The sequence below is a fragment of the Flavobacterium sp. H122 genome, from assembly GCF_004959765.1.
In the GTDB taxonomy this organism is placed as follows: Bacteria; Bacteroidota; Bacteroidia; order Flavobacteriales; family Flavobacteriaceae; genus Flavobacterium.
The window spans coordinates 510669-531714 of sequence record NZ_SJZD01000001.1 but is presented as its reverse complement, the minus strand read 5'-3'; the positions used below and the strand labels follow the sequence as shown (position 1 = coordinate 531714).

Genomic DNA, 21046 nt, shown 5'->3' with positions numbered 1-21046 from the left:
ATATTATTTTACGTGAACATCTACTTCTGCATTCATTCCTGAACGTAAAAGCTTCAGTTTATCTTTATCGTTAGCAGCGGTAAATTCAATCTTAACAGGAACACGTTGTACTGTTTTTACGAAATTACCAGTAGCATTGTCTGGAGGTAAAATAGAAAATTGTGATCCTGTTGCCGGAGAAAATGATGCTAATTTTCCTTTGAATTTTTCGCCACCAAATGCGTCTATTTTGATAGTTACTTCCTGACCTATTTTCATTTTTCCTAATTGCGTTTCTTTGAAGTTAGCAATTACCCAAGTTTCGGTATTGTTTACAATGTAAAATAACGATTGACCTTGATTTACTAATTGTCCAGGTTGTACGTTAATTTTAGAAACTTGACCGTCAATGGCTGCAGTTACAACCGTATAGTCTAAATTCAATTTAGCAGCATCTAATGCAGCTTGTGCTCTATTAATATTAGCAGCAGCTACTTGTGTTTGTTTTCCAGAAACCACCGCTTTTGAAGACACAACATTCTTTTGGTACGAACTTGCTTTTTTTTGGTTAGTTAAAATGCGAACTTGATTTTCAGCTTCTAATTTAGCAGCAAGAGCTTGTTCATATTGTTGTTTTGTGATGGAGTGATTTTTATATAAATTATTATAACGCTCATAATCACTAGTCGCACGGTCTAATCTAATTTTAGCGGATTCAATTGTTCCTATTGCAGAAGCTTCGTTAGCATCAGAAACGGCTACACTGGCTTGAGCACTTCCTGCGTCTGCTTTTGATACTTCATATGTACTTTCTGCAGAAGCAACAGTCGCTTTAGCTTCTTCCACTTTAACTAAATAATCTCTATTGTCTATTACAAATAGTGTATCTCCTTTTTTTACAAAGTCGTTGTCTTTTACAAATACTTTGGTCACATAACCTGATACTCTTGGAATGATAGGATTCATTTTCTTTTCAACCTGAGCATCGTCTGTTTCTTCGTGTGCCTGAGCGTGCAAATATTTGCTTACTCCGTAAATTCCCCCGCCAATTACTAATGCAGCTAATATGATGGTGAATTTTTTATTCATTTGTTTTTTTTCTTTTTCCATAAAGCAGAAATTATTTTGTTAAGTTGAAAGAAGAGGTTAGTAATCCTGATGCCGAGAGCATTTCATAGTATTTTAAAAGCACGTTTGCTCTTGAATTGGCAAAATTAATTTGAGCGTTTAACTGTTCAACATCGGCATCAAGCAAGTCGTTTGTAGTTGCTAATCCGTTATCGTGTTTGTCTTTTACAATTCTGTAATTTTCAGTTGCTTGTTCTATAGCCTGCTGATAAACTTTGTTTTGCTTTTGTGTCAATGCAAAATTTTCAAAGGCCTGCTGTGTCTGAATTTTGATTCCTTCGCTTAGCATCGCTTCTGTTTGTTTCATTTCTTCAGATTTGCTTTTAGCAACTTTAATTTCTTTTGGGGTTTTAAAAAGCGAACTCAAATTGTATGAAATCCCACCACCAAAATTGATAGCATTTGTTACATCAACTACATTTTGAAGACTTAAAGCAACATATCCGGCAGATAAAGCTATCGACGGGAAATAACCGCTGCGTGCAATCTTGATGTTGTTTTCATTCGCTTTTTGATAAAAATGGATTGCTTCCAAATCCTTACGGTTCTGCAATGCCTGTTCGCTTGTTGCAATAGCAGTCAAGGGTGCATTTCCATCAAACTGGTGTTCATCAATTCCAATTTTATAGCCTTCGGGTAATTTTAAAAGTGTTACCAATGCATAATTTACCACGTTTACATTTTTATTTGCCTCTTCAAGAGAAAGCTGCACTTTGGCCAGCTGCAACTGTGCTTTTAATAAATCGTTGCGCGCAATAATTCCGTTTTGCTCAAGATTTGTAAAGTCTTTTACACGTTGCTCAGCACTTTTTAAATTGTCCTGAATCAGTTCAACAGTTTTTAAAGATTTGTAAAGCTGTGCATAATACTCGATGACTTTTAGAGCAGTTTCTTCTTTTGTGTTGCTTGATTTTGCTAATTCGGCTTTGTATAAATTTTCAGAAGCCTGAATGCTGTTGCGTATTTTACCGCCGGCAAATATGGGTAAACTTGCATTTGCCTGACCAATCATTAATTGATTTACCTGTGGGGCAGGAGCACCGCTGCCTCCGCTTGATTGCCCGCTGTTTAATTTAAAATCCACATCAGCATCAGTCAGTCTGAAATACTGTCCGCTTAATTTCACATCAGGTAATTGATGGTCTTTGGTTTGCTGCCATTCGTATTTTTTTGTCTCGGCTTTTGTATTGGCAAGTATAACTTCATTACTGTTTTTTAGTAATAAGTCCAAGGCATCTTTTAAGTCAAGGTTTGTGCGTTCCTGTGCGAAAGCGCTCCCAAAACTCAATAGCAATAGTCCAAATAATAAATTATTTATTTTCATTGATAATTAATGATTTAATGATTTGTTTGATATGTTGAGTGAGTTCATTATGGATGTAATTGTCAAATTGTACATCATTTGTTAATCCCAGTAAATCTTTAAAGAAAGATTTGCTGTTATAAAAATGTAAATAGGTCCCTATAATGGTAGGAGGGATCAGATTGATATTGATATTCTTTTTAAAGATGTTTTTTTCCTGACCTTCAGTTATTATTTTATTCAACATTCTGAAGTTGTTTTTTTTGCTTTCGTTGTAAAGATTTGTATCTATTTCCCTTTTAGGGTTTGAGGATTCGGCATTCATAATCTGGTAAATACATTTGTTTTTATGTATCAGAACCAAATACAACTCTACCAGTTTTTCGATTTTAACTAAAGGATCCGTTTCCTGATTGGAAATGCTTTCCATTTGCAGTTTTAAATTGGCAGATCTGTAAATAATCAAGTCTTCCAATAATCTTTCTTTAGAGCCGAAGTAATAGGATACCATTGCTACATTAATCTGCGCTGCCTTAGAGATATCTCTTATCGAAGTGCCGTCAAAACCATTTTCTGCAAACAGTTTTTCTGCTACTTGAAGGATGGCTATTTGTTTGTCGTTAAACTGACTCATAATTGTCTTAACTTAAATAAGGTACAAATTTAAACAGCTGTTTAAATTAAACGTTTGTTTAAATTATTTTTAACATTTTATTAACTATTTTTGTAGTATTTTTTTGAAGTGATTTTTTGAACAAAAAAAAAGAGCTTATTCAAAAAGCTCTTTTAAAAGTTGTAATTGTCTGGTCTTATTTATTAGTTCGCTTTATGTAAAATAGTTGTCTTACTATTCCAGAGTAAAGCGGAATCATTTTCACCATTAAGGAATTAAGAATTATATTTATTGTAAAAGCATTTTACTCTAAAGTATTCAGATTGAAATTTTCATTACAAATTTTAGGTTCATTAGGATAAAGTTCAAAAGCTATTTTAGAATGACCTTCATCGCCGTTGCTGATTTCCTGTGAATTATTTTGGCTGTTTTTAAAGTTGTATTCCGATTCATATTTTGCAACCATAAACTGATTTCCTGAGTTTTGAAATTCTATTTTAACAGACTCCTTAATTACTTTGGCTAAATAACGTGTACTTTTTTTGTAATTGAAATTTTCAGAACTCATTTCAAAAATATAATCTTCAGTAATGTTGTAAGTCAGTGATTTAGGGGAATACGTTTTCTTATCCAGAATAATTTTACCTCTTACAGGAAGTTTGGGATTTTTGGACTGAAAAGTAAGCTGGTAAAAATCGTCACCGGGATTTGTATCCGTTAAGTTGTAATTGAAATCTTTGGCAGAAAAGAAATGATAGTTTTCATAAATATTTTCCAGTTTAGAAAAAACAGCAACCAGATAAAACGGAATCATTTCCCGTGGTGCTCTTTCTTTTTTGAAAACAGCATTTTCAGATTTGATGTAGGCTTCGATTATTTCTTTATTGATCTGGTATTTGCTTTCGCATTCAATAGGGCTTATTTCTTTAAGTTTGCTTATACCATTAAAAAGGTAAAAAGGAGTATTATTTACGGTTAAATTTGCATCTACCTTATAAAAGTTATTTTGGGTAAAGAGATAATCGTTTTTGAAATGTTTTTTCATTTCTGTTATCACTTTTTCCTGCTCAATTTCTTTCGGACTTCTAAAATCTTTGTGTTGCTGTTTTTTTATTTGTGAAAAAGCTATACTTGTGAATAATAAAAGTGAATAGCAAAATACTTTCATGGTGTTACGATTTGGAGTTGTTTAATTAAACGTCAAAGTAAATATAAAATTTTATCCATGAAGTTTTAGTTTTCAAATTTAGTATTTTCTGTAGTTATACCTGACTGGTTTTTGAAACCTGTCAGGTATAAAAAAGCCTGAAAACATATTTTCAGGCTTTATTTTAGCGTATCGTTTTTACAAAATCACCAATAGAGGTAACCCCTTTAGTAGTCAGATTTTTAATAAAAGCACTGCCTATAATTGCACCTTGTTGGTGTGTGGCGGCTTGCTGGAAGGTTTCTGAATTGGAAATGCCAAAACCAATCACCTGAGGGTTTTTAAGATTCATGTAGGCAATACGTTCAAAATACACCATTTGTTGGTCCCCAAAACCACTCTGGCTTCCTGTAACACTTGCTGTACTTACCATGTAAATAAAACTGTCTGAAATTGAATCGATTTGAAGGATTCTCTCTTCAGAGGTTTGAGGCGTGATTAAAAAGATGTTTTTCAAATTGTATTTTTCAAAAATTGCCTGATATTCCTGTTGGTAAATCTCTAAAGGCAAATCAGGAATAATAAGTCCGTCGATACCTACTTCTGCACATTTCCGGCAAAAATTTTCGATTCCAAACTGCAGTATTGGGTTCAAATACCCCATAATCAATAACGGAATTTGAACTGTTTGACGGATGTTTTTTAATTGTTCGAAAAGCAATGTTGTGGTCATGCCGTTTTTTAAAGCTATTGTCGAACTTTCCTGAATAGTAGGGCCATCGGCTAATGGATCACTAAAAGGCAAACCAATTTCAATCATGTCCACACCGTTTTTTTCTAAGTTTTCGATGATGGACACTGTATCATTCAGACTGGGAAAACCTGCCGTGAAATATATAGATAAGAGCTTTTTATCTTCTTGTAGTTTTATGTTGATTCTGTTCATTATTAGTTTTTTTATTTTTTGTAGCCTTCGGGAACCTCAGGCTACAGGGTGACTGAGGCTCTCGAAGTCACTATTACAGATTAAAATAATTGATATACGTATTCAAATCTTTATCTCCCCGTCCTGATAAATTAATTACTACAATATCGTCAGACTTGAATTGTTTTTGATTTAAAACTGCCAAGGCATGTGAGCTTTCAATTGCCGGAATGATGCCTTCCTGTTTGCATAAATTTAAACCGGCCAGCATGGCTTCATCATCAGTTGCCGACATGAATACTGCACGACCTGATTGAAATAAATGTGCATGCAGAGGACCTACACCTGGATAGTCCAATCCTGCCGAAATAGAGTAGGGCTCTGTAATTTGTCCGTCTTCTGTCTGCATTAACAATGTTTTGCTCCCATGAATGATTCCTGTTTTACCTAATACGGATGTGGCTGCACTTTCACCTGAATCAATTCCTTTACCGGCAGCTTCGACAGCGATTAAATTAACATTTGGATCTTCCAAAAAATGATAGAAGGCTCCTGCGGCATTACTTCCACCTCCAACGCAGGCAATAACATAATCCGGATTTTCAGTTCCTTCTTTCTCTACTAATTGTTTTTTTATTTCTTCTGATATAATGCTTTGAAATCGTGCAACCATATCAGGATAAGGATGAGGTCCCACTACAGAACCAATGATATAGAAAGTGTCAATCGGATTGTTAATCCAGTCACGAATGGCTTCGTTGGTAGCGTCTTTCAAAGTTTTTGAGCCAGATGTGGCCGGACGAACTTCAGCACCCAGCATTTTCATTCGGGCTACATTTGGAGCCTGACGCTGAATGTCAATTTCCCCCATATATACGATGCATTGCAATCCCATTAAGGCACATACAGTTGCTGTGGCAACACCGTGTTGACCTGCACCGGTTTCGGCAATGATTCTATTTTTGCCTAAACGTTTTGCCAACAAAATCTGACCAATAGTATTGTTGATTTTATGGGCGCCAGTGTGGCATAAATCTTCCCTTTTTAAATAGATTTTAGTTTTGTATTGTTTGGATAAATTTTTGGCAAAATAGAGTGGAGTAGGGCGTCCCACATAATCTTTTAATAATTTTAAATAATCTTCCTGAAAGCTTTCGGTTTTTATAATGTCAAGATATTGCTGGCGTAATTCTTCTACATTAGGATATAGCATTTCAGGGATGAAAGCACCTCCAAATTCGCCATAAAATCCTTGTTGGTTAACGTGATAATTCATTTTTAAATTCTTTTAATTGTTGTGTGTTTTTTAATCCTGGTTGTATTTCAAATTTACTGTTTACATCTATGGCGATACATAATTTACCAATAACTGTTGTTTGAAAATCTTTGAATTGGGAAACTTCTCCAATTCCTATGCCGCCGCTTAAAAAATAAGGTTTTTGGGATGGATAATTTTCCAGTAATTGCCAATTGAAAGTCGTTCCGTTTCCTCCAAAATGTTTTCCTTTTGTGTCAAACAAGAAATAATCACATACGTTTTCATATTGTTGTATTGTTTCAAAATCAAAAGTATCATCAACTTGAAACGCTTTAATGATTTCTACATTGATATGTTTTAACAAATCACAAAAATCCGGTGATTCATTCCCGTGTAATTGTATAACTTGTAAGTCATACAGTTTTATTTTTTCTAAAATTTCATTTAATGGAGCATTGACAAAAACGCCTACTTTTTGTATTGATTTTGATATTTCGGGCACTATTCCGTTAAAATAGCGTGGTGATTTTTCATAGAAAATGAGTCCCAGATAATCTGGTTGCAATTGTGCCGCTTCCTGAATGTTTTCAGGATATTTCATGCCGCATATTTTGATTTTTACAGCCATTAATTCACAAACTATATTGGTTTATAAAATTTTTAAGAGCTAGTCCGGGATTATCAGTCTTCATAAAGTTTTCTCCAATTAAAAAGCCTTGATAGCCATAAGGTTGCAATTCTTTTATAGCTTCGATTGAACTGATACCGCTTTCTGATACTTTTACAAATTCATCCGGAATCTTTGAAGCCAGATTTTTGCTGAATTCTAAGCTTACTTCAAACGTTTTAAGGTTTCTGTTATTTACGCCAATCATATCCAGACTTGGCATAATCGATTTTTCGAGTTCTTCCTGATTGTGTACTTCCAGCAAAACTTCCAGAGCCAATGATTGTGCTAATTCAGAGAATTGCTTGATTTCGTCTCTGGTCAATACCGAAGCAATTAACAAAATGGCATCTGCCCCATGTGCCTTTGCTTCGATAAGCTGATATTCATCAACAATGAATTCTTTTCGTAAAAGAGGAATGTTAGTTGAAGCCTTGGCTAAAAGCAAATCATCCAGTGAGCCACCAAAATATTTTGAGTCTGTCAAAATTGAAATGCCTGAAGCACCAGCATTTTGATACCCCGTTGCAACATCATCTACCGAAAGATTTTGATTGATGTTTGGTTTCGAAGGTGAACGGCGCTTGTGTTCGGCAATGATTCCTATAATGTTATTTCTTAAGTTTTTGCTCATAGAATTGGTTCTTGAACCAAATAAACTATAGCTTTCTAATTGATTTACCGGAATCAATCTTTTTTTAAGTTCGACTTCCTTTTTTTTATCTATTATTATTTTATCTAGTATTGTCATTTTTTAGTGATTAGTGATTAATGAACAGTATTTTGTGATTAGCTTTATATTATAGTCATAGACTAATCACTTTTTACTCTTTACTTTTTACTCAATAATTGTAATTTTTTCAGTTTTTCCAATGCTTTACCGCTTGAAAGACTCTCTTTTGCCAGTTCAAAGCCTTCAGTGATTGAACAATTTTTTACTGTTGCAATTGCTAAAGCTGCATTGGCACACACTACATTGTTTTGCGCTTGTGTTCCTTTACCTGAAAGAATTTCATAAAATAGTTGCGCAGAAGCTTCTACTGTAGTGCCTCCGGCAATGTCAACTGCTGAAAGTCTTTGGACCTGAAAATCTTCGGGTTTTATGATTTGTTCTTTTTGCCTTGAGATAACCTTGGTGTCATTGGTCAATGAAACTTCATCATAACCATCCAACCCATGTAAAATAGTAAAATTGGTTGAGGTGTTTTGATACAGATAGGCATACATTCTTGCCAATTCCAAACTAAAAACCCCTACCATTTGATGTTTGGGAAAACTAGGATTCACCATAGGTCCCAGCATGTTGAAGAAAGTCTTAACTCCTAACTCTTTTCTTATAGGAGCCACATTTTTCATTGCTGGGTGAAAAAGCGGAGCATGAAGAATTGTAATATTTGCTTCTTCCAGACATTTTTCTAAGAAACCTTTGCTGTTACTGAATTTAATCCCTAAAGCTTCCATTACGTTACTTGATCCCGATATGGATGAAACGCCGTAGTTACCATGTTTTGTTACTTTTATATCTGCACCAGCCGTTATAAAAGAGGCCAAAGTTGAAATATTGAAAGTATCTTTTCCATCACCTCCGGTGCCACATAAATCGATAGTGTCATAAGCTGAAAAATCTATTGGAATACACAATTCCAATAAAGCTTCACGAAATCCAGCTAACTCTTCTATTGTAATGGGGCGCATCATAAAAACGGTTAGAAATGATGCTATCTGACTAGGATTGTAAGTGCCATTTGAAATGTTTACCAAGATACTCTTTGCTTCCTGTTGGGAAAGTGTTTCTTGTTGATATAGTCGGTTTAATATTGTTTTCATATTTTTTAAATTAGATATAAGTTAGGCTGTCACACATTCTTTTTTGTGTGATAGTTGTTGATTGTCAATGTGTTTGTATTAAATGTGCTTTTAAGGCTTACGCCAACTTACCCAGTTTTTTAGAATTTCTTTTCCGTAAGGGGTTAAAACGCTTTCAGGATGGTATTGCACACCTCTTACGTCGTAACTTTTATGTTTTAAAGACATTATTTGTCCGTTTTCATCAACTGAAGTAATTTCTAAATCTGAAGGAAAATTTTCTGTTGCAACCACCCAAGAATGGTAGCGGCCTACTTCAAATTTTTTTGGTAAATTTTTAAATAGTGCCTCATCTTCAGATGTTAGGGTTACTTCAGTAGCTACTCCATGATACACTTTCTCAAGATTTGTCAATTGCCCGCCAAAAACTTCTCCAATTGCTTGTTGTCCCAGACAAACACCCAAGATACTTTTAGTTGGTGCATAAGTTTTAATTACTTCTTTTAATAAACCAGCTTCTTCAGGAATACCTGGTCCAGGTGAAAGCAGGATTTTGTCAAAAGAACCGACTTCGTTTAATTCAAATTCGTCGTTTCTTAAAACTGTAACCTCACAATCCAAATCTTCCAAATAATGAACCAAATTGTAAGTGAAGCTATCGTAGTTATCTATGACTAATATTTTCATGTTAATGTTGTTTAGGGTTTCAGGTTTATCTGAATACTGAATTTATATTTTTTCTGCTAATTCCAAAGCTTTGTTTAGGGCTCCCAACTTGTTAAATACTTCGTTTTTTTCATTTTCTTCAATAGAACCATTTACGATTCCTGCCCCGGCCTGATAATGCAATTCATGATTTTTACTTATAAAGGTACGAATCATAATAGCGTGGTTGTAATTTCCTTCAAAATCCATTACCCCTATGGCACCTCCGTAGAAAGTACGATTCGTATTTTCTATTTGTTCAATTAACTGTAAAGCTCTGTGTTTAGGAGCTCCTGATAGTGTACCAGCAGGGAAAGTATCAGCAACAACCTGCATGGTAGTAGCTTTTGGATAAAGTTCACCGGTAACTTTGGAAACTAAATGAATAACATGTGAAAAATATTGCACTTCTTTATATTTCTCTACGGTAACATTATGTCCGTTACGGCTTAAATCGTTTCTTGCCAAATCAACTAACATTACGTGTTCACTGTTTTCTTTTGGGTCTTCAGCTAATTCTTTAGCTAATTGAGCGTCTTTTTCGTCATTACCTGTGCGTTTAAAAGTACCTGCAATGGGGTGAATTTCAGCTTTTCTGTTTTGGACAACCAATTGTGCTTCTGGTGATGAACCCATTATTTTGAAATTGCCAAAATCAAAGTAAAACAAATACGGTGATGGATTAATACTTCTTAAAGCTCTGTACACATTAAATTCGTCACCTTTGAATTTTTGAGAGAATCGACGCGATAAAACCAATTGGAAAACATCTCCACGGGCACAATGTTTTTTAGCCAATTGGACATTTGCTTTAAATTCTTCATCGGTTAGATTAGAAATGTTATTTCCTTCTCTTGTAAATGAATAGGATGCAAAAGTTTTGTTTTGAATAAGTTGCTCTATTTCTTCAAGATTATTACTGTTGTCAAGGCTATGGCAAAAAATATGTGCTTCATTTTTGAAATGATTGATTGCGATAATATTTTGATAAACGGTGTACATCAAATCCGGAATTTCTAAATCATTAGTTCTTTTTGATATGCTTACTTTTTCAAAGTAGCGAACAGCATCATAAGCAGTATAGCCAAATAAACCATTGGTGATAAATTTAAAGTCTAGTGAAGTAGTTTCAAACGAATCTTTAAAATCAGATATTGACTGAATCACTTCATTTTTACTTTCAATTGTTTTTTTAGTTGAACTTCCGTCAGGGAAATGTTGAATGATTTGTTCATTTTCAACTTTAATTGAAGCTATTGGATTACAGCAAATGTAGGAGAAGCTATTATCGTTGGCATGATAGTCGTTACTTTCCAGTAGAATGCTGTTTGAGAATTTATCGCGTAATTTTAAATAAATGCTTACAGGCGTAATGGTATCTGCAAGGATTTGTTTGTGAGTAGTATGTAATTTATATTTTATCATTTTTTCAAATTTCAATTTTGGACAATAAAAAAGGGCTTGTCGTGATTGACAAGCCCTTTGAGTATATATTTTGTTTAAACTACTACATAGCTGGTACCGCTCACGACGTTTGACGTAAGTTGTTCCACCACCAAGTATTGTTTAAAATGTTGTTCATTTTCTTTTTGTAATTGTATAATGCAAATGTATAGAATGTTTTTTTAATTAAACAAATTTTTTAGTAGTAAAATTTTCAATTGAAATAAAAGGGGAAAAAATATTTTTTTGTGTTGTGCGTTTTTTTAATGATGTAAAGTAGTCAGTCCTTTCGATAATGGGATAAAAGCTACTTTTTATAAAAACCCCTGTTCTTTTTTAAAAACAGGAGTTGACATTTTTTTGTTTAAAATCAAGGATAAAGTGATTTGTAACCGTTACTTACAATATTGCTTCCAAGTCCTGAAAAAGATACTGAAAAATTGGTAGAATTAAAACTTAACGAACCTGTTGGCGTGCATAACCCTAAAGCGTATCTGCATTGACCATAACTTCCTGTTTCTTTAGTTACTTTACTTTCGCTTCTAGCAGAACCTAAAGACATGTATCCCCAATCACTAACATCTGTATTTGATACTGTAGTACCTGAATAGTATATTGTTATCTGGTAACCAATTTCTCCTCGATCTGAACCCCAAAGCCAAGAAGCCGTCCACCATTGCTTGTACCATTTCGAATAAACTTTTGCTTGTATATTATCAGAAGTTTCCGTTTTTCCCTCAGCATCTAACATTATTAATCCACTAAGAACATTATCCCAAACAATTCCTGAGTTTCTGTAACAGCATATTGTTTTGAATTTTTGACCTTTATTTATCCACGTTATTTCAAGCAAGTTGTCTTCCAACTGCATTTCTTTAGACGCTATTTCTTTGATGTTATTTTGAGTAGATCTTAATGTTTCACCTGAATATAAATTTTTCATTTTTGCCACAACAACAGACTTTGAGTCTTTGATATTTCCAAAAGCTACAGTGCTTTCTTCATTTGATACCACATTTTGTGCCATGGTAATTCCTTTGTCTGTTGAAACCTTACCCAAAACAATCATTTTTTCAATCTGTAAATCATCGTTCAGATGTTTAGAAAGATTAGCTTTAGAAAGATTAATTTGATTTTGAACTGTTTGAGGTAATTCTTGAGAAGAAGCTGGCACTAATTCCTGTTTTAAACTTTCAATAGAATTTTGTTCCATTGAATTTTCCTGTGCCTTTTCGATGCTGTCTTCCTGACAACTGTTTAGTACTAGAGCTGAAAGCACTAATAAAGCCTTAAAGGCATTTACAAATTTTGTTTTCATTTTTTAATAGGTTAAAATTAATATTGTAATAAAAATACTACAAATTATTTATAAATATCTTAAAATGAATTAATTAACTTTTTGATAATTTTAAATATATATTCAATCTAATTAAAAATAAAAAGGACTCTATCTAATAGAGTCCTTTTAACAAACAATGGAGAATTGCTTATTAATTAGTATTTCAATTGAACTTTTAATTCAAATTCGTCATCAATAGCTTTGTCTGCTAAAGCACCAAAATTTTTAGAACCATATTTTACATCATATTTAGTTCTGTCAACCATAAGTGTAGCATTAGCAACACCTTTGTTAGCAACGATATCAAAAGTAATAGGGTTTGTAATTCCTTTGATAGTTAAGTCAGCTTCAACTGCATAAGTATTAGCAGATTTTTTACCGATTTTTTTGAATACTAAAGTTGAAGTCGGGAATTTTTCTACTGCAAAGAAGTCATCATTTTTTAAGTGGCCGTCTAATTTACCTTTCCATTCACCTTGTAAATCAGTAGTGTTGATTGATGTCATATCTACAGTAAAGTTACCACCTTTTAATTCTTTCCCTTTGAAGATTAAAGCCCCTTCTTTTAATTTGATATCACCATTGTGCTGACCTCCAACTTTTTTAGCTAACCAAAGTACTTTACTTTTTGAAGCGTCTACTTTTTTTGAAGTTTGTGCTGTAGCTGTTAATGTTCCTAGTGCAAGTACTAATGCTAATGCGATTGATTTTAAGTTTCTCATTTTTAATTGATTTAAATAATTAAGTTTATAATGTAATAAATAATTCTTCTTTTGATTTTCTTACTTTTTTAACATGCTGGTTAGCATCTTCTTCATGACGATAACCAACAGTAGCTACTAATGAAGCATTCAAATTTTGTTCCGAAAGTTTTAAGATCTCATTGTATTTTTCCGGTTCAAAACCTTCCATGGGTGTAACATCAATTTCTAATTCAGCTGCGGCATTCAATAAATTGCCTAATGCTAAATACGTTTGCTTTGAAGTCCATACCGCTTGCTGCTCTGATGTTAAACCTAAAATTTTTGATTTCATGAAATCGCCATACCCTTTTAAGTTTTCTTCAGCAATTTCTCTGGTTTTACTAATTCTGCTGATGTACTTGTCAACGACAGTTTCGTTCAAATTAGTATAATTGGCAAAAACGATTAAATGTGAAGCTTCTACAATTTGTGATTGATTCCATGATGCGGGTTTTAATTGCTCGCGTATTTCCGGATTTTCAATTATGAAAACTTTATAAGGCTGTAAACCATATGAAGATGTACTCAAACGGATTGCTTCTTTTAAAATTTCTAAATCTTCTGCTGTTATTTTTTTAGTGGCATCAAATTTTTTAGTGGCATAACGCCAGTTCTGCTGTTCTATAAATTTACTCATTGTTTTAACTTCTGTACTTTTCTAATAAATAATTAAATTGTTCCAATTCTGCTGTAGTAAGTTTTTCTGCAAACCTATTCTCATGTTCAATAAGAATAGGATCCAGCTCCTCTAAAATTTTCAAGCCTTTTTCAGTAATTGTAATTTCCATTTTACGGCGGTTTTCAGGACAGACTTTACGAACAACTAAATCCTTTACCAATAATTTATCAACCAATCGGGTTGTATTGCTGGTTTTGGCAAGCATACGTTCCTGAATACAAGCCATATTAGCCGGTTTTCCTTTTTGCCCGCGTAAAATTCTTAATACGTTATACTGTTCACCTGAAATATCATAAGGTTTTACGATTTCTAAAAAACTATCGCCCACCACATTTCTGGTAAACGTTAAGTTTAACAAAACCTTTTTTGCCATAGTCAACTCTACAGTACTTTTTATTTCGTCTTCAATTTTCATTTCCCATCGAAATTTGTAGGTACAAATGTATGTATAAATATTTTATTTGTATATACAAATGTATATTAATTTTTTGTTAATGTTTTTAGAGCTGATTTTAATATTGAGTAAATTCGGGATTCTAAATGGTTAATTATGAAGATCTTCTTTGTATTTCTTTTCGGTTGTTTTTCTGCTTTAGCTCAAAACGGAATTGTAAATACCGATTCATATAAGTTGTTTAGTTCTAATGGAATAGAGGTGAAATCGTATGATTTTAAATCCTTTGAAAAATATTTGAATAGATATGACGAAAAGACTTATGTCATAAACTTTTGGGCAACCTGGTGTTTGCCTTGTGTAAAAGAATTGCCTTATTTTGAAAGTCTTAACAACAATTTTAAAGACAAAAATGTAGAAGTAATTTTAGTGAGTTTGGATATGCCTCAAAAAATTGGAACAGGTTTATTACCATTTATAGAAAAGAAAAAACTTAAATCGGTAGTTGTGCATTTAAATGATCCAGATGCTAATGCCTGGATAGAGAAAGTTGACAAAAATTGGTCAGGCGCCATTCCGGCAACGGTTATCTACAATGCTAAAAACAGAAAATTTTATGAGCAATCCTTTACTTATGAAGAATTAGAAAAAGAAGTTCAATCCTTTATTCAATAATAAAAATTAATTATGAAATCAATCAGAAACTTTGCAGTCGTTTTAATTGTACTTGTATTAAGTGCTTTTTCAGTAAACAAAAGTAACACAGGCGGTTATCAGGTTGGCGATACCGCAACTGATTTTAGTCTTAAAAACATTGATGGTAAAAGTGTGTCTTTAAAAGATTATAAAGATGCCAAAGGATTTATTGTCGTGTTTACCTGTAATCATTGCCCTTTTGCTGTGGCTTATGAAGACCGGATTATTGCTTTGGATAAGAAGTGCAAAAAACTAGGCTATCCGGTAATTGCTATCAATCCAAACAATCCTTCGGTACAGCCTAAAGACAGTTTTGATGAAATGAAAGTGAGAGCAAAAGAAAAGAACTTTACTTTTCCGTATTTATTTGATGAAGGTCAGAAGATTTACCCGCAATACGGTGCCACTAAAACACCTCATGTGTTTCTGTTGCAAAAAACAGCTGAAGGCAATGTAGTAAAATACATTGGAGCAATTGACGATAATTACAACGATGCTTCTGCAGTTAAAACAAAATATGTGGAAAATGCTGTAAATGCACTTTTAGAATCCAAAGAGATTGAAATTAAAACGACTAAGGCTATTGGATGTTCCATAAAAGCATAGTATTTTTGAGTACTAATTATGAATACTATGAACTTAACACAAGAAGATTGGTGGGCTAAACTTCAGGAAGATGAAAATGCTGTTGTTTTAGATGTCCGCACTGCTGACGAATGTTTGGACGGTGTGATTCCCGGAGCTATTAATATAGATATTTACAAAGGACAGGGTTTTGTTTATCAGGTTGATGAACTGGATAAATCGAAAAACTATTATGTGTATTGCAAAGCTGGTGGCCGCAGCGCTCAGGCTTGCCATATTATGAGTCAGATGGGTTTTAGTACAACGTACAATCTTATGGGTGGTTTTTCTGAATGGGATGGGCCTGTAGATGAATTAAAATAAAAAAAGAGAGAAGTTTTGCTTCTCTCTTTTTTATACTTATAATTTTAAAAATTAACCTGAGCCTGTAATCTCAGTAAACTGCCTTTTTGATGATTATCGGTCAGTACAGCATCTTCGTATCTTCTGTTGGATATAGTGTAGTCGGCAACTAATTCAAAGTTTTTAAACGGCTGCCATTCAATACCGATTTCTAAATCTTTAACATCGTAGCTTCTCGCATCAAGCTCATGTTTTTTACCACCTTGATAAGATTGATATTTTATGAAAGGAAAAAATTGCTGCTTGTCTATTTTTAAACTGTAAAATATTTGGACATAACCGCCTTTTAAGCTTTTTTCCTCAATAGTATTGTTTGTTTTGTTGTATTGAGGACCTTTACCAATGTTGTATTCTGCTTGAAAACCAAAAGGTTTTGGATATAATGTAATTGATGCAGCTATTCTTTCATCTTTGTACTCTGAACCTAATAAAGTGGTAACACCTGCTGTTTTTGTACCTACAACATATTTTCCTTTGTATGCCTGTACACCTGTTTCAAGTACCTGTCCGTTTTTAAATTCGAAAGGATAAGAAACACGGGCAACTAAATGCTGGTCATTGTTGGCTTCACTGCGGTTAGCTGTTTGTCCGTTATATACACCCAGACCAACTACACCATAATCACCGGAACCTTTTAAGTTTTCATCTACTAGTTTTTTAAACAGATCTCTTTTGGATTTTGGTGCCCAATAAAAGAAAACTCCTAAATCACGTTCGTTAGAAACAGCACTGTTTAAGGCATCATTTCGATCTAATGTAAGTCTGTTTTGAGATGACTGCATATTTTCAAATCCGTAGGGTACTTTACTTTGACCGATTCTGAACCTGTATTCTTTATCTGTGTCAAGAGCAATATCAAAATACGCATCTCTTAATTGAAGAATATTATTTGTTGTTCCCGCAGACGAGGCAAAATCCGGTTGAATGTATATAAATATTCTTTCATGAACATTTCCGGAAAAGATAAGACGGCCACGACGAATAAAAAGGCCACCGTTATTACCCCATGATCTGTCACATTGCTCACAGCCTAAATCGGGATTTGTCTCAAGTAATCTATTATAACGAACTTGAGCGTACCCTCTGATTGCAATATTTTCAAACCATTTTTTTACTTTTTCGATTGTTTCTGGTTTCTGAATTTTTTCACTGGAAATAACTTCAGGATTCTTTTTTAAAGAGTCATTCTTTATTGTTTCCGTTTGTGCACTTAAATTACAACTTAAAAAAAGTGTAAGTGCGATTAATTTAATTTTAAAAAACATGTTGTGTTGTGTTAAGTTTTTTTAAAAAGGTTAAAAAAAAGAGACTAACCAGTAGTCTCGTTTTTTTGAAAGAATATGTAGTTATAAAAATATTCTTAAAATAAAATAAGTTATTGTAGCTAATAAAGCTGATACCGGAATGGTTAAAATCCATGCCCATAATAGGTTTACTGTTACTCCCCATCTTACAGCCGATACACGTTTTGTAACTCCTACACCTATGATTGAACCAGTGATTGTGTGTGTAGTTGATACCGGAATTTTAAAGTGTTCAGTGATAAATAATGTCAACGCACCTGCTGATTCGGCTACTACACCTTCAAAAGCTGTAACTTTAGTGATTTTAGAACCCATTGTTTTAACGATTTTCCATCCACCGCTTAAGGTACCCAGACCAATCACCGTATAACATGCTAAAGGGATCCATTCTGGCATTTGAGCTTTAATTCCTTTTTCTTCATTAGGCAGTACTACCTGTAACCATTCAGGCATTTGCAATACATCAATACCGGAAGTATTAATATAAACAGCTACAGCGGCAGCAATAATACCCATTACTTTTTGTGAATCGTTACCACCGTGACCTAAACTGAAAGCAGCTGATGATAATAACTGTGTTTTTTTAAGTATGGTTTCCGCTTTACCTGCTGAAAAACTGCTGAATAATAAACATATAGTTCCTAAAGCAAAAATGATAAATCCTACCAATAGCCATTTGATGTTTTCAGGCTCTGCAGCCACACTCCAGAAATGGGATTCAAAACGTGGTTTTTTAATTTTATCGTATCCTTTCATTACAGTTGCTAAAAACCAAACTGTAGACACTAAAAATGTTACGGTAAAAATTTTAGGATAGATGCTTTTCTTTGCAGAATACATGAACCAAAGCGAGACTAAATAGGAAATCAGCATCCCTACAAGCGGAGCAAGAGCAATAAATGCAATTACGACTAAAACACCGCTAGGTAGCAATTCACCTTCTTTGGCAGCTTTAAACCAGTTAACAATACCAAACCCGTAATGATCAGGATCCGTTACGTTTCCAGAAAAACCGTGTGCCAGAGCAGCTCCTGCAAATCCACCAATCAACGTGTGTGATGACGAAGAAGGTATACCTTTCCACCAGGTGAATAAATTCCAAATGATGGCCGCAATAATTCCTGCAAGGATTACTACTAAATCTATACTTGAAGTTTTAGCTGTTTTTGCTACTGTATCAGCAACACCAAAACCAAAAACCCAATAGGCAAGAAAGTTGAAAAATGCAGCCCATAATACCGCCTGAAACGGAGTTAAAACTTTAGTTGCAACAATGGTTGCAATGGAGTTTGCTGCATCATGAAAACCATTAATATAGTCAAATATTAAGGCTAATATGATAATGATAATTAATAAAGTCATAATTTAAACCGAAGTACGGTAATTAAGAGTGTTTTACTGATATTTGTTCGATTACGTTTGAAACGCCTTTACATCTGTCAGATGCCATTTCAAGTGCAGAAAGTACTTCTTTATACTTAATTACTTTAATTGCATCAGATTCGTTTTCAAAAATATCAGCAACAGCTTTATCAAAAACTACATCACCTTTACTTTCCAATTTGTTTATACGTTTACAAATTCCTTTGATGGATTGGTGATTTTTTAAGTCTTTTAACTCTTTAACTGCTTTGTCAATTAATTGACATGCTTCTAAGTTAATTTCAGTTAATTTACGGATTGACTTTGTGATTTTTTCTACCTGATATAAACGCATTCTGCTTGCCGCACCGTGCATATTGTCTGCTACGTTGTCAATAGATTTGATTAATGCGTTGATGTCTTCTCTGTCAAACGGAGTGATGAAGTTTTTACTTAACTCTAATTGAGTTTTGTGTGCTATTCCTTCAATTTTATTTTCTAATTCTTCAATTTTTTGAAAATAGCTGTCTCTTTCTTCTTTAGGAGCATTAACAGCTTCGTGTAACGTTTCTGCTAAAACAACAAGCGTACTGCTTGCTTGTTCAAATAAAGGAAAGAATTTAGTGTCTTTTGGTACTAAAAATTGAAAGATACTGTTTAGGTTCATAATCATATAAATTTTGATGTGGCAAAAGTATATTTCCAATGTTAAGAAATCATTAACATAACATGAAAAACATATTAAGATTGTAAAGAAATTTTTAAGGAAAATTCGGGCAGAATGATTGAATTGCTTTTTGTATTTTAGCCACTCAAAAATACAAAATATTTACACAACTAAAATTAACTATGGACTTAAACTTCAATAAAAACGAAGATCATAACAAACTTTTACTTTCAGAATTAAGACAGCGCCTGGCAAAAGTTAAACTTGGCGGGGGTGAAAAAAGAATAGCAAAACTACATGCCGAAGGCAAAATGACAGCCCGTGAACGTATTGATTATTTGTTGGATAATGATGAAAAATCAATCGAAATAGGTGCTTTTGTTGGTGATGGAATGTATAAGGAACATGGGGGGTGTCCAAGTGGTGGAGTTGTTGTAAAAATAGGTTATATAAAAGGTAAACAGTGTATTGTGGTGGCAAATGACGCTACAGTAAAAGCAGGTGCCTGGTTTCCTATTACCGCTAAAAAGAACTTAAGAGCGCAGGAAATAGCTATCGAAAATAGATTGCCTATTATATATTTAGTAGATTCTGCTGGTGTTTATTTACCAATGCAGGACGAAATTTTCCCGGATAAAGAACATTTCGGACGAATTTTCAGAAACAATGCTATTATGAGCAGTATGGGAATTACTCAAATCGCTGCAGTTATGGGAAGTTGTGTTGCTGGTGGTGCTTATCTGCCTATAATGAGTGATGAAGCTTTAATTGTAGATAAAACCGGAAGTATTTTCCTGGCGGGAAGTTACTTGGTTAAAGCGGCTATCGGTGAAACGATAGATAACGAAACATTGGGAGGAGCTACAACACATTGCGAAATTTCGGGTGTAACCGATTTCAAAGCTAAAGATGACAAAGATGCTCTGGACAGAATCAAAAGTATTGTAGGTAAAATGGGTGATTTTGACAAAGCCGGTTATAATAGAGTTAAGTCTGAAAAACCAGCTCTGAATCCAGAAGATATTTACGGAATTTTGCCTAAATCACGTGCCGAACAATATGATATGATGGAAATTATCAAACGTATGGTTGATAATTCAGAATTTGATGAATACAAAGCTGGTTATGGACAAACCATTATCACAGGTTATGCACGCATTGATGGTTGGGCAGTAGGAATTGTAGCGAATCAACGTTTGATTGCCAAAACAACCGGAGCTAAAACAAAACCAAGTGAAATGCAGTTTGGAGGCGTTATTTATTCAGATTCGGCTGATAAAGCAACTCGTTTTATTGCGAATTGTAATCAAAAGAAAATTCCATTGGTGTTCGTTCATGATGTAACTGGTTTTATGGTAGGTTCAAAATCGGAACACGGCGGAATTATTAAAGATGGTGCTAAAATGGTAAATGCGGTGGCTAATTCTGTAGTGCCTAAATTTACCGTTGTGGTTGGAAATTCATACGGAGCCGGAAATTACGCCATGTGTGGAAAAGCGTATGATCCGCGATTGATTTTTGCGTGGCCAAGTGCTGAACTTGCTGTTATGGGCGGTGCACAGGCTGCTAAGGTGTTAATGCAGATTGAGGCTGCTTCCTTAAAAGCTAAAGGGGAGGAGATCACTCCGGAAAAAGAAGAAGAATTATTCAATAAAATAAAATCACGTTACGACGAACAGGTTTCACCTTATTATGCAGCATCCCGTTTGTGGACAGATGCAATTATAGATCCGCTTGAAACCAGAACCTGGATTTCTATGGGGATTGAAGCTGCAAATCATGCGCCAATAGAAAAGCCATTTAATTTAGGAGTGATACAAGTGTAATTATGAAGATTTTTATAATGATGAAATTTAATTTCAGTAATTAATACTCTTTTAAACCTAACAGGTTTTTAAAAC

General features: G+C 33.9%; 22 protein-coding genes. 4 read left to right on the top strand and 18 right to left on the bottom strand.

Annotated elements, in window-relative coordinates:
* Positions 1 to 3: 3 nt before the first annotated feature.
* The 15 genes from EZM65_RS02600 to EZM65_RS02530 all read right to left on the bottom strand — a co-directional run bounded on the left by EZM65_RS02600 (position 4) and on the right by EZM65_RS02530 (position 14150).
* On the bottom strand, positions 4 to 1089 hold the full coding sequence (locus EZM65_RS02600) for an HlyD family secretion protein (protein ID WP_136666957.1): 1086 nt from the start codon (positions 1087 to 1089) through the stop codon (positions 4 to 6).
* A 10-nt stretch (positions 1090 to 1099) separates the two neighbouring features.
* Entirely contained in the window at positions 1100 to 2431 is a 1332-nt protein-coding gene (locus EZM65_RS02595; protein WP_136666956.1) for a TolC family protein, read from the bottom strand.
* Positions 2418 to 3044, bottom strand: a complete 627-nt coding sequence (locus EZM65_RS02590; RefSeq protein WP_136666955.1) for a TetR/AcrR family transcriptional regulator — start codon at positions 3042 to 3044, stop codon at positions 2418 to 2420. The genes EZM65_RS02595 and EZM65_RS02590 overlap by 14 nt, the downstream gene beginning before the upstream one ends.
* Before the next feature lie 283 nt (positions 3045 to 3327).
* On the bottom strand, positions 3328 to 4191 hold the full coding sequence (locus EZM65_RS02585; protein WP_136666954.1) for a hypothetical protein: 864 nt from the start codon (positions 4189 to 4191) through the stop codon (positions 3328 to 3330).
* 163 nt (positions 4192 to 4354) lie between these two features.
* Positions 4355 to 5116, bottom strand: a complete 762-nt coding sequence (gene trpA, locus EZM65_RS02580) for a tryptophan synthase subunit alpha (protein WP_136666953.1) — start codon at positions 5114 to 5116, stop codon at positions 4355 to 4357.
* Positions 5117 to 5189: 73 nt separating this feature from the next.
* Positions 5190 to 6371 (bottom strand): tryptophan synthase subunit beta, encoded by a 1182-nt coding sequence (trpB, locus tag EZM65_RS02575; protein ID WP_136666952.1) that lies wholly within the window; start codon positions 6369 to 6371, stop codon positions 5190 to 5192.
* On the bottom strand, positions 6355 to 6954 hold the full coding sequence (locus EZM65_RS02570) for a phosphoribosylanthranilate isomerase (protein ID WP_169051617.1): 600 nt from the start codon (positions 6952 to 6954) through the stop codon (positions 6355 to 6357). Before EZM65_RS02570 ends, trpB begins: the two co-directional genes overlap by 17 nt.
* A gap of 31 nt (positions 6955 to 6985) precedes the next feature.
* The gene (gene trpC, locus EZM65_RS02565) at positions 6986 to 7771 is read right to left on the bottom strand and encodes an indole-3-glycerol phosphate synthase TrpC (RefSeq protein ID WP_136666950.1); all 786 of its coding nucleotides are present in this window, start codon (positions 7769 to 7771) and stop codon (positions 6986 to 6988) included.
* A gap of 80 nt (positions 7772 to 7851) precedes the next feature.
* On the bottom strand, positions 7852 to 8847 hold the full coding sequence (gene trpD, locus EZM65_RS02560; RefSeq protein ID WP_136666949.1) for an anthranilate phosphoribosyltransferase: 996 nt from the start codon (positions 8845 to 8847) through the stop codon (positions 7852 to 7854).
* A gap of 90 nt (positions 8848 to 8937) precedes the next feature.
* Positions 8938 to 9513 carry an aminodeoxychorismate/anthranilate synthase component II gene (locus EZM65_RS02555; protein WP_136666948.1) on the bottom strand — a complete coding sequence of 192 codons (576 nt, stop codon included), beginning with the start codon at positions 9511 to 9513 and terminating at the stop codon, positions 8938 to 8940.
* Between the two features lie 42 nt (positions 9514 to 9555).
* A complete protein-coding gene (locus tag EZM65_RS02550; RefSeq protein WP_136666947.1) occupies positions 9556 to 10956 on the bottom strand; it encodes an anthranilate synthase component I family protein in 1401 nt (466 codons plus the stop codon).
* 388 nt (positions 10957 to 11344) lie between these two features.
* Positions 11345 to 12292, bottom strand: coding sequence for a hypothetical protein (locus EZM65_RS02545; RefSeq protein ID WP_136666946.1), 948 nt, complete (start codon positions 12290 to 12292; stop codon positions 11345 to 11347).
* Between the two features lie 176 nt (positions 12293 to 12468).
* Positions 12469 to 13035, bottom strand: coding sequence for a YceI family protein (locus tag EZM65_RS02540; RefSeq protein WP_136666945.1), 567 nt, complete (start codon positions 13033 to 13035; stop codon positions 12469 to 12471).
* Between the two features lie 25 nt (positions 13036 to 13060).
* Positions 13061 to 13693 (bottom strand): NAD(P)H-dependent oxidoreductase, encoded by a 633-nt coding sequence (locus tag EZM65_RS02535; RefSeq protein WP_136666944.1) that lies wholly within the window; start codon positions 13691 to 13693, stop codon positions 13061 to 13063.
* 4 nt (positions 13694 to 13697) lie between these two features.
* Positions 13698 to 14150, bottom strand: a complete 453-nt coding sequence (locus tag EZM65_RS02530) for a MarR family winged helix-turn-helix transcriptional regulator (RefSeq protein WP_136666943.1) — start codon at positions 14148 to 14150, stop codon at positions 13698 to 13700.
* 135 nt (positions 14151 to 14285) lie between these two features.
* On the opposite strand from EZM65_RS02530, the gene EZM65_RS02525 reads away from it, so the two are divergent.
* From EZM65_RS02525 to EZM65_RS02515, 3 genes are read left to right on the top strand one after another with little or no spacing between them, the layout of a single operon-like run.
* Positions 14286 to 14804, top strand: a complete 519-nt coding sequence (locus EZM65_RS02525; protein ID WP_136666942.1) for a TlpA disulfide reductase family protein — start codon at positions 14286 to 14288, stop codon at positions 14802 to 14804.
* A 12-nt stretch (positions 14805 to 14816) separates the two neighbouring features.
* Complete coding sequence (locus tag EZM65_RS02520) at positions 14817 to 15431, top strand: thioredoxin family protein (protein WP_136666941.1); 615 nt, start codon at positions 14817 to 14819, stop codon at positions 15429 to 15431.
* 27 nt (positions 15432 to 15458) lie between these two features.
* Positions 15459 to 15773, top strand: coding sequence for a rhodanese-like domain-containing protein (locus tag EZM65_RS02515; protein ID WP_136666940.1), 315 nt, complete (start codon positions 15459 to 15461; stop codon positions 15771 to 15773).
* Between the two features lie 44 nt (positions 15774 to 15817).
* Here EZM65_RS02515 and EZM65_RS02510 read toward each other — a convergent pair whose 3' ends face one another.
* The 3 genes from EZM65_RS02510 to EZM65_RS02500 all read right to left on the bottom strand — a co-directional run bounded on the left by EZM65_RS02510 (position 15818) and on the right by EZM65_RS02500 (position 19145).
* Positions 15818 to 17077, bottom strand: coding sequence for a porin (locus EZM65_RS02510; protein WP_136666939.1), 1260 nt, complete (start codon positions 17075 to 17077; stop codon positions 15818 to 15820).
* Between the two features lie 81 nt (positions 17078 to 17158).
* Positions 17159 to 18478: an inorganic phosphate transporter gene (locus EZM65_RS02505; RefSeq protein ID WP_136666938.1), complete on the bottom strand. Its 1320-nt coding sequence runs from the start codon at positions 18476 to 18478 to the stop codon at positions 17159 to 17161.
* Between the two features lie 22 nt (positions 18479 to 18500).
* Positions 18501 to 19145 carry a DUF47 domain-containing protein gene (locus EZM65_RS02500; RefSeq protein ID WP_136666937.1) on the bottom strand — a complete coding sequence of 215 codons (645 nt, stop codon included), beginning with the start codon at positions 19143 to 19145 and terminating at the stop codon, positions 18501 to 18503.
* 182 nt (positions 19146 to 19327) lie between these two features.
* Here EZM65_RS02500 and EZM65_RS02495 point away from each other — a divergent pair, with 182 nt between their 5' ends.
* A complete protein-coding gene (locus EZM65_RS02495) occupies positions 19328 to 20971 on the top strand; it encodes an acyl-CoA carboxylase subunit beta (RefSeq protein WP_136666936.1) in 1644 nt (547 codons plus the stop codon).
* Positions 20972 to 21046: the final 75 nt, after the last annotated feature.